Below are 15068 nucleotides of genomic sequence, written 5' to 3'. Positions count from 1 at the left end.
AGTAATCAATATAAAAAAATAATCAAAATCCAAAGCCCTTCCCGTACATACTTTTCATATACCGCGGAAGGGCTTTGCATCTTTATTTGTCACACTTTCCGTTTATAGCGGCCTGTATATGGGATCGTGAGGTGAACATTTAATTCTTCTATGGAATCCTCGGTGAGAATCAAGTTTTCCCCATCACCGCTCAGCTTGTTCCAGAGCTTCGGGTTTTTGCGGTACAAGTGCTCCTGCAAACCATACACATCCACCCCACGCTTCAAACCGTTACGGTATGTTTCCATGATCTGCTTTTTGATTGTTTCCTCGCTAATCCGGGTCATTTCATCATAAGACATAGGCACAAGGTATTCATACAAAGCAGTCAGATATTTGGCATCTATTTTGAACGTAACCCGTTCTCCCCGTATAATCGGCTTGATCTTGATTGTAGGTAATCCTACACTAAGGGCACCGTAGATGACATCATCTTTTTGAATAAGCAAGGGGGCTCGGCGCATACCTTTGATCAGCCAGTGATAACCAGGTAGCTGACTTTTAGGCAGGAACTCGAATTTCTCACCCATTCGCTCGAAAAAGGCGCCTTCAATCAGGAACAGCTCGTGCTTTTTTTTGTTCTGAAGCCACAGATCTTTGTTCAAGGTAATGGCAGGCAGATACGTTGTCGTTGCCGGATCATTGTGTGTTGCAATTAGCTCGAAGCTGAGTACAGGTTTAAACAAGGAATTTTCCAGATAGCTGGGTAGCGGGTTATGCAGCACACTGTCCAGCGGTGACAGATTGTAGATGGACGCGGTGCTTAGAATGTCCAACAGAGAATCTTTGGTGCCGTACACCCAAGTTGTGTAACGTGCTTCCGGGAAACGACCCATCATATCAAATACGTCCTTAATATGCTTGTTGTTCAGCACACTCTCAGCCAACACGATGGCGGTGACATGCCCCCAGGCGATGTGAAGCTGTGAGGCACGCCACAATTCATTCATAGCAAGGCTCATCGTTGGGCCTTCAGCATGGCCTACCCAGATCGGCGGAGCTTGCGACGTTTTGCTGGAATTATCACTTTTTGCCACGCTGGAGAAGTCCAGTGTCTGTACATAGAGGTGATACATGCCGTCCTTGTATTCAACACCGATGGCTTTGGCGTAATCGACCTGCTGAATTTCGTAAGAGCTCCAGCATCCGGTTGTCATGAGGCAAAGAGACAGGCTCAGCATTGTAAGCAGGCAGCGTGCAAGGAATCGGCTCATTTTCTTTTACCCTGCTTGCTCGGCTTCTGTGTCTCCAAATAGACAGGACGGCGTTTTCGGAGACTGGTTGGCATTTTGAACAGGGACACAAAGGCTTGCCTGATGTTAAGCGGTGATAAGGGGGTCAGATACGGGATGCCGAAGGATTTCAGATCTGTCAAATAGACCAGAAACAGAATCATGGACAGAATGAATCCGTAGATTCCTAGTGTAGCTCCAAGGATAAAGCACAGGAAACGCAGAATCAGGATCGAACTGATCATAACCTGATTGACAATGGTCGCACCGGCTACAATGGTCAAGGCAATGACAACAATCATCAGCGGTGAAACCATGCCTGCCCGGATGGCAGAATCACCAATAATCAGACCGCCCACAACCGTCAGTGTCTGACCGATGGCACTCGGCAAACGAACCCCGGCCTCACGGAATAATTCCATAAGCAGCATGATCAGAAACATCTCCACACCGGACTCCATCGGCAGCCCCATTCGGCCCGCAGAGATCGTTGCCACAAGGGGGAAAGGAATCTGGTCCATATGAAATGAGGTCAGTGCAATATAAAATCCTGGAAGAAACAGGGTGACAAACAGACCGATGAATCGCAGCATACGCCCCATATTAACCGATAGAAAAGGAAAGCTTGCATCCTCTGGGGATTTGAGCAGAAGAAACAGATTAACAGGCCCGATAATGGCGCTCGGATTGCCATCGACAATGAGAATAAAGCGACCGTTCAGCAAGCATTCTGCTGCGAAATCAGGTCTTCCTGTGTAATGCGTTAATGGAAACAAAGTGATCTTGGCAGGAGATAATAACTCCTCCAGTTCGTTGGCTGTCATCAGACGTTCGGTCTGGATGGTGCGCAGACGATGCTTTACATCATCAATCAGCCCGAGGTTGGCTACATTTTTCATATACATCAACGCTACCTTGGTTGCAGACAATGAACCGATCAGTTCAATGTTACAAGCCAGATCGGCTGTTCGTAGCCGGGTGCGGATCAAGGCGACATTTACAGCCAGTGGTTCAATGAAGCCATCCCTTGCTCCGCGAATGGATACCTCGGTTGTAGATTCTTCTGGAGTTCGTGTTGGCATGTTGGAAATATCCATACTCCACATCGTTTGAAGCGAGGGGAGACCGATGAGAAGATGCCCTTCAAAAACACGAAGTGATATCAGGTCCGCGCCATATTGCGGGTCCTGTGTATCCACAATGTTCCATTCCAGACTGATATGCTTTTCTATATCGGACAAACGTATGAAGCGAGTCAATTCATAGGTTCGTTTGAGTTCGGGCAGGATGATATCATAGATAATCTGGGTATCCACCATACCGCTGCAGTAGGCCATTAGCAGCTTCGTTTGCCCATCTCCAAGGGTATGACTGTCGATAATGACATCATCTGACCCGGAGAAAAAGGTCTTCAGATGATGCTGTGTAATGCGGAAAGCTTCATCCTTTGGTTGGATTGGTGTCGTTCGCGGTGGAAGGGCCATGAGCAGGTTCCTCCTTGTCCTTTTTATGTAGTAGAGCAGCCAGTGTAAGCAAAATGGTGACGATGGAGACGTAAGACAGCATGACAGGAAATTGAATGTGGTTCACATAATAATCAACATAATCAATGCGCCACCATTGAATGGCCAAAGCAGACATCAGCAGTGTGACACAGAGGATGGCAATGTATCGTTTCCCGGGTCTGCGGAAGTTGAGCAGATCAACAATGAGGTACATGGAGATCGCCAAACGAGCAAAAGCTCCGCTGAGCCACTGATAGATGGATAGAAAATCAACGTGTTGAAACAACTTTCCGATATTGACCAGCTTCCACTGTTCGAATGGACTGTTACGTTGCTTGGCCGCCTCTTCTGGCCCAAATTCCACAATGGCGCCCATCGTGGGGCCGACAGCCATACTGATCATAAAGATGCCCAGCAACAGAATATGCCACCAGCGAAACCTGCTTTTGATCTCATGCTGAAAGAGCATCAGAATCCAGATTTCCAATAGCCCCGCCAAAGAGTAGATTACACCCCGCAACACGGGAGTCCAGCCATGCTCCACCATAGGAAACAGTTGGCTATAGTCCTTGTATTTCATATTGGCAGACATCACAAAGTACCCGAGCACAATGACAAATGGTAACAGAATGCTGGAGGTCATCGCAATCGAGCGAATCCCTTTGGCAGCGGACCAGGCAGCAACCAAAGCACCAGCACCAGCGAGCACATAGGTTGGCGTAAAAGGAAGGTAAGTCGATACGGTCCAGTTGGTTGTTTCATATAACGTATGTGTTCCCAGTGAAAAAAGCAGCAGAGCCGCGGTAATGCGAAAAATCCAGGCAGTTACGTGACCAAATTCCCTTGCAATCCAGTCCGGAAGCCGCTGCCCGTGAATACGGCGCATAATGATAAACATCATAGCCAGAAAAAGCATAAATAGCGGTGCTGCTGCAAGCACAGACAGCCAACCATCACGACCTGCTGCATCCAGAATAGCCGGGATGGACAAGACATGGCAGACCAGCCCTGCGCTGAGTAAAATAATTGAAATGGATAACCAGATTGTAATCTGTCCTTTATCCTGCCCCATGCGAATCTCCCTTCCGCTTCACTACGTTTCCGTTAGGTTGTACAGTCTATGAGAAAATGATTCGCTTTTCAGTTTTTTTCACAGAAAACGCAGCCCGAGATAGACGGGCCGGGGAGAAAGCTATAACATATAACATATAGGTCGAGTAACACATAGATTGCGAAGTGTATGGACGATATTTATTTTAACGATTCCAGATGAGCTTATTGGAGCAAAATAAGGCCTTCAGAAATTGTAACGATTCCCAGAAGCCTTATTTAGCTGAAAACACGCGAGAAGTGCCCGTTTTCACATCGAATTCTCCAAATAAGCTCTCCTGAGATCGTTAGAAAATAAAATCGGGTGATATGGCCAAAATAGCGTTTCTGGAGATCGTTACAGGAATGCGGAAGCGTTTCACCACCTGCATCACAGAAGCCGAAGTTATAATTGAAGTTGAAAAGTTGAACCAGGCTCATGGAATCGTAGACGAGCACATATATCATCCAAGTACAGGGAGGAAAACGGCAATGACACAATCGGTAAAATCACCTGAAGAGACTAAAGTAGGCTTTATAGGAACTGGCGTTATGGGCAAAAGCATGGCCGGTCATATCCAGCGCGCAGGATATGCACTTCACGTATACACGCGTACAGCTTCCAAAGCAGAGGAACTGGTGAATGAAGGGGCTGTCTGGCATGAAACACCAGCTGCATTGGCAGAAGTGTGTGATGTAATTATTACAATGGTGGGTTATCCGAAAGATGTTGAAGAGATTTATCTCGGGGAGCATGGGCTTGTTGCTCACGCGAAACCAGGCTCGTACCTGATTGACATGACCACCTCCAGTCCGCTGCTGGCTGCACGCATCTCGGAGGCAGCAGCAGCCAGAGGGCTGTTTGCACTGGACGCGCCTGTATCCGGCGGCGATATTGGCGCAAGGGACGGCAGGCTGTCCATAATGGTGGGTGGTGCCGCGGAAGCATTTGAAGCGGTGCGTCCGATTTTTGAGCAGATGGGCACCAACATTGTGCTGCAGGGCAAGCCAGGCGCCGGACAGCATACTAAAATGTGCAACCAGATTGCCATCGCCTCTGGCATGCTGGGCGTATGCGAAGCACTCGCCTATGCCAAGACGTCGGGACTGGACGCGGAGAATGTGCTGAAAAGTATTGCGACAGGCGCAGCCGGGAGCTGGTCTCTCAGCAACCTCGGACCGCGTATGATCAAAGGCGATTATGAGCCTGGATTTTACGTGAAACATTTTATCAAGGACATGGGAATTGCTCTCGAATCAGCTCAAGCGATGGGCATGAAAACCCCAGGACTGGCCCTTGCTGAATCTCTGTATCAGGAAATATCAAAGAACGGCATGGACGAGAAAGGTACACAGGTGTTGTACACTTACTATCTTCAGGCTTAAATAAGGCGTGTACAACGTGAAGGCAGCAGCGGACTCTTTGGTGTAAGGCAAGGGGCTGCTGCTTTTTTCTTGGAATTGCGGGCAGGATTTTGGAGTGCAGCATGTGTCTAAAGTCGCAGATTAGGGTATTGGATATTATGTACATTTAACATAACAATGAATTTGATCCAATGCCCTTTATTTTTGTTCGACTTTATCCGACATAAGGTATAGAAGTATGCTTGATCATAAGGTGCCAAACATCTTGCATGATGCGGGTTGCGCGAAACATCTACATAATGAATAAGCCACTCTAAATAGAACGGAGCTTGCCCATGTTCAAGAAAATCCTGTCTCTGTTCAAGACACGACCGGAGCTTGCGAGTCCACTTACAGATGCTGTCCCGTCTCCTGCGCCTGCTTCTGCTTTATCGCCAGCCACGGGCATTCCCCCTCGTCTGACACGCAGTCGGCGCAAAAAGAAGAAGTCTGATCCCGACTGGATCAGCGCACCGCAAGAGCCATCCACAGCCGAGCTTCTGCTAGGTCTGCCTCGTGAGTATAAGGTGCTGAACGACCTGCTGGTGAGCAATCCTAAGTCTCGTTCAGGGTATTCGCAAGTGGATCATGTCGTGGTTGGCCCGCGGTCGATCTTTGTGATCGAAACCCGGAATCTGACTACAGGAGAGATTCGCGGCGGCCGCCGGGAGGCCAATTGGACGGTCAGCAGCAGTCGGGTCAAAATGTACAATCCGCTCATGCAGCACCGTGCCCATGTTGAAGCTGTCCAGGCCCATCTTGGAGATTACAAACGGGTTCGCGTGGTCTCCATGGTCACGTTTACGAACCGCTGCCGCATCAGCGTCGATCCGGCCGTAAGATATGTAAATTCGGATGAAATGGTGATTTATGACCATGAATTAGTGGAAACGATTCAGCGCAAAACCGAACGGCTGGAGTCCGAGCTGCCCGAGACCTTATATAAAGAGCAGGACATTCAGGCGATCTGGGATATGCTGCATGCCGCGAATTCGACGGACCAACAGATTCGAGCCGAGCATATGGCTAAGGCCAAAGGAATCAAGTAGCGGGATTTTGAGTCAAAATTCAGAATTTGGTCAGAGTCGGCAAAAAAAGATGAAACAGGGATATTCCAGATGACATTGTCAATCTTCGAAATATCCCTGTTTCGTTTTAACCATTAGGGCAAATGAAGTGTTTGAACGTGACTCGTGTGCATAAACCGTGTATAGCCTTCTGCATCAATGACTTCAATTAACTTGTCATTTACATTTTTCAGTAATCCTGTCTGCTCAGGTTTGTAATCCAGATTCAGGATGACGAGTTCCCCTACCATTTTTTGCAGTTGTTGATCGAGTGTGCGAGAGAGGGAGATCGTTGATGGTTGTATCGGGAAATGTTGATGATCCATCGCAAATGGTCTGCTGTTGGAGGGAGAGGGGATAATATATTTCAGATGATGGATGGATACATAGACAGATTGGTGCAGAGGTGAATAGAAAATAAAATAGTCGTTCATGATGCTGGTAATATATCCGTGCAGCTTTCGTCGACCAATAGAGATTTCACTAAATTTTCCGCGAGCATTCATGAGTACTTTTCGGTACGAGATATTGTTATGGTCCATTTCAGGATCAGGTGCAGGCACGTCCATGCTAGTTGTATTTTCTTCTGATCTGGTAAAATGCATCGTTTGAAGATGATGGAGCGGCACATAAATGTAACGCTGATTACCATACAGAACCATGATATCCTCGCCTACATCAATGACCTCACCCTGAATAGGCAATTTGCAGCCGGACAGCTCAAACTCAATGGTTTTACCTAACCATGTCATAGCAGGTTTCACAGTTTACCTCCTCTCAAAACAGCATAGCTACCCAAATATATAAGGAGAATAGGCTAATAATTAAACTGATGGGTATCACTATGAAGGTGACTTTCATATACTGTTTCCATGAGACTCGAATATGGTGAGTCCGTAATATATACATCCAGATTAAGGTGGCAAGTGTGCCTATGGGTGTCAATAATGCTCCAATGTCACTGCCTAGTATATTAGCAAGGTATGCTAGATGTAACTGGGTATCACTCAAATGAAGGTCAGTAACAGCGAATGTTCCGATCATGACAGAAGGCAGATTGTTGAACAAATTAGATAGCACCGTTAACAGTAACCCGGATACAGCAATAAGACTGGCATTTCCTCCTTCTGCAATCGGACCTGTGAATTCGGTAATCCATGATGTCATCCCGGCTCGGTGAAGACTGTCCACGATAATATAGATGCTGAAAGCAAAGAGTAGAATATGCCACGGCGTCTGTGTCACGACATCTTTCAGTCCGGATCGTGTGCGATACCACCGTACAGCGAGCATCATAACAACTCCGGTGATGGCGACAATCTCCATGTGTATACCGAATTGCTCAGCGAGAAAATATCCTGCCCGGATCAATACAACAATCCCGATACAAACACGGAACAACCACCAGTCTACATTGTTTTTGGAATTATGGGATTCGGATTCTGTTGTCTGCAGTGGATGATAACCTGATCCAGATGAATTTTGCATGGATACGGGGAATTGATGAATAACTTTGGGTATGCTTCTGCGAAAATAGTAGAGCAGCAGGAGAGTCATTGCGATAATCCCGAGCATGGATGGTACAAACATCATCTGAGTATAGGCATTCAAGTTTAATCCCACCATCTTCAAAGCGATCAGGTTAGCCAGATTACTGAGTCCAATGGGAGCGCTGGAAGCTGTAGCGATGAGTGCACCGGAGATGAGGTAGGGCAGCTGCTGATGAATTTTCAGACGTAACATGGAACAGATTCGAATGATGATGGGGGTCGTGATCAGAATGCTGCCGTCGTTGTTGAAGAAAATGGTCATGAGAAAACAGAGCAATAGAATCAGCCAGAACAATCGAAAGCCGGAGCCTCGTGCCCTTTCAATCATATTCACAGCGATCCAGCGAAAAAAGCCGATACTATCCAGAATAATCGACATAACAATGGTGGAGAGGATCGTAATCGCTGCCCCGGATACAATTTCGAAAATGCCCAGGATATGCCCCAAACTGCTTACACCAGTCAGGATAAGAAGCAGGGCGCCAAGCGAGGTGGGTATGGATTCATTTAATCCGCCAGGCCGCCACATCAGGAAAATAACAGTGATGATAAATACCCCGAAGGTTAACCACAACTGGTAATCAGGCATTTACTGTGATTCACCTCCCAGGGGGAGAAGTCCTTGTGAAGATTGAATCGGATGTTCATAAGTCGGAGTGGGCCTTCCTGGCATAATGAGCCAATAGAAAGGCACACCTGTCAAGACGATTGCAATAAAGATCAGCATGATCATTCCCCCCTTTAAACTGGCTGTAGCTTAGCTCCTCAGCATAGTCAAATTATCGTCTGCCACCAGACTTATTTCCGCGAGATTGATTCCCCCGTGTTTTGTTTCCACCAGACTTGTTTCCGTGAGACTGATTGCCACGTGACTTGTTGTTCGATTTATTTCCTTGTGATTTATTCCCACAGGCTTGGTTACCTGCACTGCGATTCCCTTGGGAACGATTTCCCCCGGATTGCGTATTTTGTGTTTTGTTCCCCTGGCTTGTGTTTTTGCTGTTGTTATTATTGTTGCTGCTTCCGCGAACCAGAGAGACGGATTTCACATGTTGTAAAGGAATACGGACAATCTCCTGGTTTTTCAACGTCAAAATCAATTGACTCTGGTTGGCATCGGCCAGGATGCCTTCCACTTTTTCCGGACCTCCGCGGTTGATCTGTACCTGACGGAAGCGAAGTGCCTGCATAACGCCAAGGAACGTGTTAGCTGGGATCGGATTCCCCATTGGTCCTTTGGCTCCACCGGAACGACCTGTTTCCGTAATGCTTTTGACATGAGAATCACTCACATATACGATACCTTCCTTGCAGCTCACAGCTAAATAGTCCCAGTGTACATCCATTAATGTGCCTAGTACTGAATCTGGTCCACCACGGTTAATCTTGACTTCTCTTCCAAGTAAACTTCTCATTCCATGACCATGCATAGACATTGTATTTTGCCCCTTCCCGGATATAAGTTCAGATAGGCCATTGACGGTTGTTATATGAATCCCTAACACTCGTCATTGGAGTCTGTCTGTAGTTTAATCATATGTGTCCGTAACATCTGAGGAACCAACGGACAACTATTTTTATAGTAAATTGGCAGTAATCTATGAGAGAAATGGTAATTTATAGATTCGTGTTGTGGTTTTTCAAGCGAAAATATGATTTTATTTACATATGGTTCCAAAAATAGGCTGTACATTCGCCCTTACGGCCTGATGTATATGTGCATAGGATGATGTAATAGCCTACGGGCAATCTCAGGGGTTTTCGAAAGGCGGATGGAAATGGCTCTACCTGTCTACCACATCACGGTGTCCGATAACGAGTATCAAAAGTTAACATCTAATATCTGGTCCGATACGTTTGTGAACGGAACGATGCAGATGCATGGCAAGCAGCTTCCCATTCGAATTCGATATCGGGGAGGGCACACACGCGGCTATGTCAAAAAGTCTTTTGAAATTCGAACGTCCAGCAGAACATTTCATTTCAATGCCGAGTATGATGACCCATCATTGCTGCGCAATGCACTCTCGTTCCGTTTTTTCGAATCCCTACGTGTTCCGGCTCCGTCGACGCAGCACTGTATACTGTATCTGAACGGACAGCTAGAGGGTGTTTATTTGCGTATTGAGGGAGTTAAATCGTTCTTTTTTCGGCAACGAAAAATGCCTGTTCGAAGCATCTTCTATGCGGTAAATGATCATGCGGGATTTGCACTGAATTCGGCTAAAACAAACAAGGATATACTATCTGGATATACATTGATACGCGGCAAGGACGAGGATCGCACGAGGCTCCGTACCTTTATTCAGCAGCTGAATACGAAGTCTAGGCAGGACCTGCTTCGCTTTTTGCAGGCGAGAATGGATACGGATAACTATTTGCGCTGGCTGAGTGGAGCTGTGCTTACAGGCAATTTCGACGGGTTTCATCAGAATTACACATGGTATGAGAAGAGCAAGACCCGGAGGTATGGTATCCTGCCATGGGATTATGAGGGAACTTGGGGAAGAAACTGTTATGGTGCGAGAGTAGATCCTAATCTCGTACGGATTCAGGGATATAACAAATTGACCGGGCGGCTGCTTGCCTTCCGCCTTTTCCGTCAGCAGTACAAGAGAATGTTGCAGCAGCATCTGATGAACGTTTTCACCGAGAAACGAATTATGCCGGTAGTGTATCGATTACACGGTCAGATCCGTGAAGCTGTGGAGCAGGATCCGTACATGAAATGGCCCATTCATGTTTTTTATGGTGAACCCGAAAAGATTCGTACCTATGTGGCAGAGCGTCGGGAATATCTGAAGAAAGAGCTGCACCGATTATAGGTGCCTGGATTAAAAAAAACCAACTAAATTTCTATACAAACAAATTAAAGTAATATAATATAATTTAAAATCAAAGTTAATTAATTGGAATAGTTTGCATTGATAGGGGGGGGATGAAGTGGAAGAACGGGATTGGCGAATTCTGCAGGAATTGTACAAGCAGCGTAATATCACAAAGACCGCGCAGAATCTGTTCATGTCACAGCCAGCACTAACGGCAAGGATTCAACAAATCGAGAAAGAATTTGAAACCACGATTGTGCAAAGGGGAAGAAGAGGCGTAGATTTTACTCCCCATGGTGAATATATGGCAAAAGCAGCTGATGAAATGCTCAAAAGATATCAACATATTAAGGATGATTTACTTAAGCTGGATGACCAGGTTACCGGGACACTGAGACTTGGCGTCGGCTATTTTTTTACCAAGAACAAGCTTCCCCGGATGCTGCAGATGTTCAAGGAACTATATCCGGAGGTGGAGTATAAGGTCACTACTGCACGCAGTAAAACCATTCACAACCTGATATTGAACCAAGATATCCATATCGGGCTCATTCGGGGGGATTATACATGGAACGGGGAGAAACATTTTCTGTTTCAGGACACGTTATGTGTGGTGTCCAAGGAGGCGCTCACCCTGGAAGACCTGCCACATCGGCCTCGGATTGATTACACGACCGATCAGGTTCTTAAATCCGAGATTGATAATTGGTGGTCCGACCATTATTCCGTACCTCCCAGAATAGGCATGGAGGTTGATCATGCAGACTCAGCCAGGGAGATGGTGATGAATGGATTGGGTTACGCCATCATGCCAAGCATGTACTTCAACGGAGAGAAACTGATGAAAATCCATATCAAGAACAGGAAGGGGGAGCCCATCATCCGTCGGACATATATGTTTTATCACGAGGAATTCATGCAGCTTAATCAAGTCAATGCCTTTGTGCAATTTCTGAAAAACTTTGATTTTAACAAATCCCTATAGGTATCATAGGAATTCGTAATGGTCAAGCATAGAGATTTCTTATTTTATTTATCTCACACTTTCAGTTAGAGTGAATTACAGTTACATTTCCAGTAAACGTCGTCACAAGAATGGATAAAGTCAGTTGATAAACCAACTAAACTCATAGGTTAATTCAATTTTAGTTCTGTTCTGCGATTTGATGTGAATCTGACACATATATTTAAGGGAGATGGAAATTATGGCAACGTTGAATGAGTACCTTGCACAGAAAAGAGAAGCCGCACAGGCGTTACATCAACAGGCACTAGCCAACCCGGAGCCAAGAAACTATTCCGCCAAGGTACGCGCGGCAGGTAGAAGCGGGGTCCGCGAGATTCGGATCAGGGATTTTCAGATCATTAGCGATAGTCCCGAAAATTTTGCCGGATATAGTCTTGGCCCGGCATCGCCGGAAATTCAACTGGGCGTTCTGGGCAGCTGCATGACCCACATTACATTGATCCAGGCTGCCAAGCTCGGCATTTCGCTAGAATCCCTCGAGATCGAGGTTCATGGACAGGAACATCCCCTGGCTGGACAAGAAGGGTTTGAACATGTCCCTATCTATCCGCACAATATTCATTACAAAATTCACATTACCTCTGACGAAAGCCCCGAAAAAATCAAGGAACTTCATGAAACGGTTGAGCGAGTATGCCCTATATACAATCTTTTGCTTAATCCCCAGACCATCACAGGCGAGGTTGTGTTAAACGCTGTCTCCGGTCTTCAAGGAGCAGCATCAGAACAAGGGAATTAAAAAAATGGCCAAATATATCGTTCGATCCTTGCTTCAGATAGTCCCGGTTCTCTTCATTATTACAATGATTGTATTTATACTCGTTCATGTCACAGGTGATCCGGTAGCTATGATGCTTCCAGATACAGCCACAGCTGAAGACAGGCAGGTTCTAAGGACTGCCTTGGGTCTGGACCAGCCTTTATATGTACAGTATTCCATATTTGTATCCAATTTGCTGCGGGGGGACTTCGGTGACTCCTTCCGTTACGGTCAATCCGCCCTGCCCATCGTATTGGAGAGATTACCTGCCAGCTTCGAACTGGCGGCGGCTTCGATGGTCGTGGCCTGCTGTATTTCCATCCCTCTTGGCATATGGTCGGCGGTCAAACGAAACTCGTTTATGGATCTGCTGATCTCGGGCATATCCGTTCTTGGCAAGGCAATGCCTAACTTTTGGGTCGGGATCATGCTGATCCTGCTTGTCTCCGTCAAACTGGAATGGACGCCCGTGTCGGGAAGAGGCGGCTTCTCACACTTGATTCTACCTGCGCTCACACTGGGCACTGGCATTGCCGCCGAGATGACTCGGATGATTCGTTCAAGCTTTCTTGAAATTATCGGTCAGGATTATATCCGGACGGCCCGAAGTAAGGGGCTACGAGAAATAATTGTCTTGGGCAAACATGCTCTGAGAAATGCCCTGATTCCGGTCGTGACGATATCCGGATTGCAGCTGACCAATCTGGTCAGTGGATCGCTGGTCACCGAAACGGTTTTTTCATGGCCAGGCATGGGCTTGCTTATTGTCCAGGCGATCAACACACATGATATGGCGATCATACAGGCTGCCGTATTCATAATTGCATTTATCGTAATCCTGATTAATCTGCTCACAGACATCGTGTACAAGCTGTTGGATCCACGGATTAAATACAGCTCCTAATGTCCGACGACATTAATCCTACTTAACCTATAATTAAACTTGGTATATGTTTTGGATCACCCATCAGAGAAAGGCGGATTAAACGATGCAACGTTTGTATAAATGGCCACTAACCCTGCTCATATTCCTTTTAGTTATCACCGGGTGCAATAACACCGCTTCAGTAAGCACCGGCTCGTCTGGCGACGAAAAAGTGCTGACCATCGGCAATACCATTGATAATGTCACTTTTGATGTCCACGATCATGGCAACACACAAACCGAATCCATTCATGTGAATCTGTTTGAGTACCTTGTCAAAAAAGATGCTTCCGACCCCCAAAAGAAGCTGCCGGGTCTTGCCGTTTCCTGGGAAAGAACGGATGATCTGACATGGCACTTTATTCTGAGAGAAGGGGTTACATTCCATAATGGAGACCCGTTCACCTCAGAAGATGTGAAATTCACCCTTGAAAGGGTAGCACGTGACAAATCCCTCATCGATTATCCCTCGTACAATATCATTGACCGGGTTGAGATCAAGGATGATTATACCGTTGATATTATAACGAAAGAGCCTGACCCCATTTTGCTATCCAGGTTGAGTCGAATAAGCTCCGGCATTTTGCCAGCCAAATATTTTCAGGAAAAAGGCGTTGAAGGTTTCAATGCGGCTCCGGTGGGGACAGGGCCCTACAAGTTTGATCGATGGATTAAGGATGACCGGGTTGAACTTGTCAAAAACGCAGACTACTACGCTGGAGAGCCAAAATGGGACAGGGTCATTTTCCGTACAATACCCGAATCTACAACACGCATATCCGAGCTTCTTACAGGTTCGGTTGATATCGCCGTGATTATTCCCCCAGGAGATGTCCAGCGGGTCAAGGACAGTGGCAAGACTTATTATACGGATCTGGAGAGTGCCCGAGTCCAAAGCTTGCTGGTGCGTCAGACCCCCGGAACTGTAACTGCAGATCCTAAGGTTCGGGAAGCGATTGAGCTTGCAATCGATAAACAAACATTGGTGGACAATGTGCTCGAAGGCGCGGGAGTCCCGACTCAAGAAGCAATTGGACCTGGTATTTTGGGATTCAATCCTGACCTGTTTAATACCAATCTCTATAATCCGGATCGTGCCAAGCAATTGCTTGTGGAGGCAGGTTATCCAAACGGAGTTGAGCTGACGCTCAGCAGCCCGGCTAGCACCAAAGAGGTCGCAGAGGCCATCGCCGCCTATCTGACAGAGGCTAATTTTAAAGTGAATCTTGAAATTTTGGAGCAGACGCAGTACAAGCAGCGAGACAATTCCAACACGTTTAAGGAACTGGCCTTGCAAGGCAAAGGCAATTCCATGTTCGAAGCCCCGCTTCAATTGGAAGTGTTCAAATCGGAAAATGCCAAAGGCCAAACAGATTATAACAATCCAGAAGTCGATGAACTACTCACTGAAGCTTCAGTGAACCTGGACGACCAAAAAAGGGAAGCTCAGTACCAAAAGGTGCAATCCATTCTGGCGGAAGAGCGCCCAAGAATTTTTCTGTATCAGAATAAATTCAATTATGGAGTGAGCAACAGAATAGACTTTACTCCACGTGCGGATGAGATGTTCTACGCAGAAGACATTACCCTGAAAGAATAGGCAACAACGTAAAGAGGGATTGGAGGGGATGGATTTGTCAAA

The 15068-nt window shown here is 46.5% G+C and carries 13 protein-coding genes; 7 read left to right on the top strand and 6 right to left on the bottom strand.

Translation table 11 applies throughout. From position 1 onward, the window contains the following. Positions 1 to 89: 89 nt before the first annotated feature. The 3 genes from ACQSGY_RS24970 to ACQSGY_RS24960 are packed head-to-tail and all read right to left on the bottom strand — an operon-like array spanning position 90 to position 3848. A complete protein-coding gene (locus ACQSGY_RS24970; protein ID WP_427181367.1) occupies positions 90 to 1253 on the bottom strand; it encodes a Ger(x)C family spore germination protein in 1164 nt (387 codons plus the stop codon). After that, positions 1250 to 2755: a spore germination protein gene (locus ACQSGY_RS24965; protein ID WP_427181366.1), complete on the bottom strand. Its 1506-nt coding sequence runs from the start codon at positions 2753 to 2755 to the stop codon at positions 1250 to 1252. The genes ACQSGY_RS24970 and ACQSGY_RS24965 overlap by 4 nt, the downstream gene beginning before the upstream one ends. Next, positions 2712 to 3848: a GerAB/ArcD/ProY family transporter gene (locus tag ACQSGY_RS24960; protein WP_427181365.1), complete on the bottom strand. Its 1137-nt coding sequence runs from the start codon at positions 3846 to 3848 to the stop codon at positions 2712 to 2714. The genes ACQSGY_RS24965 and ACQSGY_RS24960 overlap by 44 nt, the downstream gene beginning before the upstream one ends. Before the next feature lie 509 nt (positions 3849 to 4357). On the opposite strand from ACQSGY_RS24960, the gene ACQSGY_RS24955 reads away from it, so the two are divergent. Together ACQSGY_RS24955 and ACQSGY_RS24950 are read left to right on the top strand one after the other, a co-directional pair. Further along, complete coding sequence (locus ACQSGY_RS24955) at positions 4358 to 5251, top strand: NAD(P)-dependent oxidoreductase (protein ID WP_427181364.1); 894 nt, start codon at positions 4358 to 4360, stop codon at positions 5249 to 5251. Positions 5252 to 5565: 314 nt separating this feature from the next. Then, complete coding sequence (locus ACQSGY_RS24950; RefSeq protein WP_427181363.1) at positions 5566 to 6318, top strand: nuclease-related domain-containing protein; 753 nt, start codon at positions 5566 to 5568, stop codon at positions 6316 to 6318. A 113-nt stretch (positions 6319 to 6431) separates the two neighbouring features. Here the strand turns inward: ACQSGY_RS24950 and ACQSGY_RS24945 are convergent, their stop codons facing one another. The 3 genes from ACQSGY_RS24945 to ACQSGY_RS24935 all read right to left on the bottom strand — a co-directional run bounded on the left by ACQSGY_RS24945 (position 6432) and on the right by ACQSGY_RS24935 (position 9322). Beyond that, a complete protein-coding gene (locus tag ACQSGY_RS24945; protein ID WP_427181362.1) occupies positions 6432 to 7100 on the bottom strand; it encodes a DUF2642 domain-containing protein in 669 nt (222 codons plus the stop codon). A 13-nt stretch (positions 7101 to 7113) separates the two neighbouring features. Continuing rightward, on the bottom strand, positions 7114 to 8475 hold the full coding sequence (locus ACQSGY_RS24940; RefSeq protein ID WP_427181361.1) for an arsenic transporter: 1362 nt from the start codon (positions 8473 to 8475) through the stop codon (positions 7114 to 7116). Positions 8476 to 8665: 190 nt separating this feature from the next. Next, positions 8666 to 9322: a DUF6897 domain-containing protein gene (locus ACQSGY_RS24935; RefSeq protein ID WP_427181360.1), complete on the bottom strand. Its 657-nt coding sequence runs from the start codon at positions 9320 to 9322 to the stop codon at positions 8666 to 8668. A gap of 342 nt (positions 9323 to 9664) precedes the next feature. Between ACQSGY_RS24935 and ACQSGY_RS24930 the strand changes: the two genes are divergently transcribed. The 5 genes from ACQSGY_RS24930 (at position 9665) to ACQSGY_RS24910 (ending at position 15026) form a co-directional block, all read left to right on the top strand. Beyond that, positions 9665 to 10711, top strand: a complete 1047-nt coding sequence (locus ACQSGY_RS24930; protein ID WP_427181359.1) for a CotH kinase family protein — start codon at positions 9665 to 9667, stop codon at positions 10709 to 10711. 118 nt (positions 10712 to 10829) lie between these two features. Then, positions 10830 to 11699 (top strand): LysR family transcriptional regulator, encoded by an 870-nt coding sequence (locus ACQSGY_RS24925; protein WP_427181358.1) that lies wholly within the window; start codon positions 10830 to 10832, stop codon positions 11697 to 11699. Between the two features lie 220 nt (positions 11700 to 11919). Continuing rightward, positions 11920 to 12480, top strand: coding sequence for an OsmC family protein (locus ACQSGY_RS24920; protein ID WP_427181357.1), 561 nt, complete (start codon positions 11920 to 11922; stop codon positions 12478 to 12480). 4 nt (positions 12481 to 12484) lie between these two features. Next, positions 12485 to 13405 carry an ABC transporter permease gene (locus ACQSGY_RS24915; protein WP_427181356.1) on the top strand — a complete coding sequence of 307 codons (921 nt, stop codon included), beginning with the start codon at positions 12485 to 12487 and terminating at the stop codon, positions 13403 to 13405. 85 nt (positions 13406 to 13490) lie between these two features. After that, the gene (locus ACQSGY_RS24910; protein ID WP_427181355.1) at positions 13491 to 15026 is read left to right on the top strand and encodes an ABC transporter substrate-binding protein; all 1536 of its coding nucleotides are present in this window, start codon (positions 13491 to 13493) and stop codon (positions 15024 to 15026) included. Positions 15027 to 15068: the final 42 nt, after the last annotated feature.

It is taken from the genome of Paenibacillus sp. TC-CSREp1 (genome assembly GCF_050171015.1).
Lineage (GTDB): Bacteria > Bacillota > Bacilli > Paenibacillales > Paenibacillaceae > Paenibacillus > Paenibacillus silvae.
Note: the sequence above shows the minus strand (reverse complement) of the source record. Positions and strands in the feature narration are given on the sequence as shown.

Coding starts and splice junctions, on each gene's coding strand:
- ACQSGY_RS24950 (WP_427181363.1), top strand. CDS start 5,566: ATGTTCAAGAAAATCCTGTCTCTGTTCAAGACACGACCGGAGCTTGCG.
- ACQSGY_RS24910 (WP_427181355.1), top strand. CDS start 13,491: ATGCAACGTTTGTATAAATGGCCACTAACCCTGCTCATATTCCTTTTA.
- ACQSGY_RS24915 (WP_427181356.1), top strand. CDS start 12,485: ATGGCCAAATATATCGTTCGATCCTTGCTTCAGATAGTCCCGGTTCTC.
- ACQSGY_RS24920 (WP_427181357.1), top strand. CDS start 11,920: ATGGCAACGTTGAATGAGTACCTTGCACAGAAAAGAGAAGCCGCACAG.
- ACQSGY_RS24955 (WP_427181364.1), top strand. CDS start 4,358: ATGACACAATCGGTAAAATCACCTGAAGAGACTAAAGTAGGCTTTATA.
- ACQSGY_RS24970 (WP_427181367.1), bottom strand. CDS start 1,253: ATGAGCCGATTCCTTGCACGCTGCCTGCTTACAATGCTGAGCCTGTCT.
- ACQSGY_RS24940 (WP_427181361.1), bottom strand. CDS start 8,475: ATGCCTGATTACCAGTTGTGGTTAACCTTCGGGGTATTTATCATCACT.
- ACQSGY_RS24935 (WP_427181360.1), bottom strand. CDS start 9,322: ATGTCTATGCATGGTCATGGAATGAGAAGTTTACTTGGAAGAGAAGTC.
- ACQSGY_RS24960 (WP_427181365.1), bottom strand. CDS start 3,848: ATGGGGCAGGATAAAGGACAGATTACAATCTGGTTATCCATTTCAATT.
- ACQSGY_RS24965 (WP_427181366.1), bottom strand. CDS start 2,755: ATGGCCCTTCCACCGCGAACGACACCAATCCAACCAAAGGATGAAGCT.
- ACQSGY_RS24930 (WP_427181359.1), top strand. CDS start 9,665: ATGGCTCTACCTGTCTACCACATCACGGTGTCCGATAACGAGTATCAA.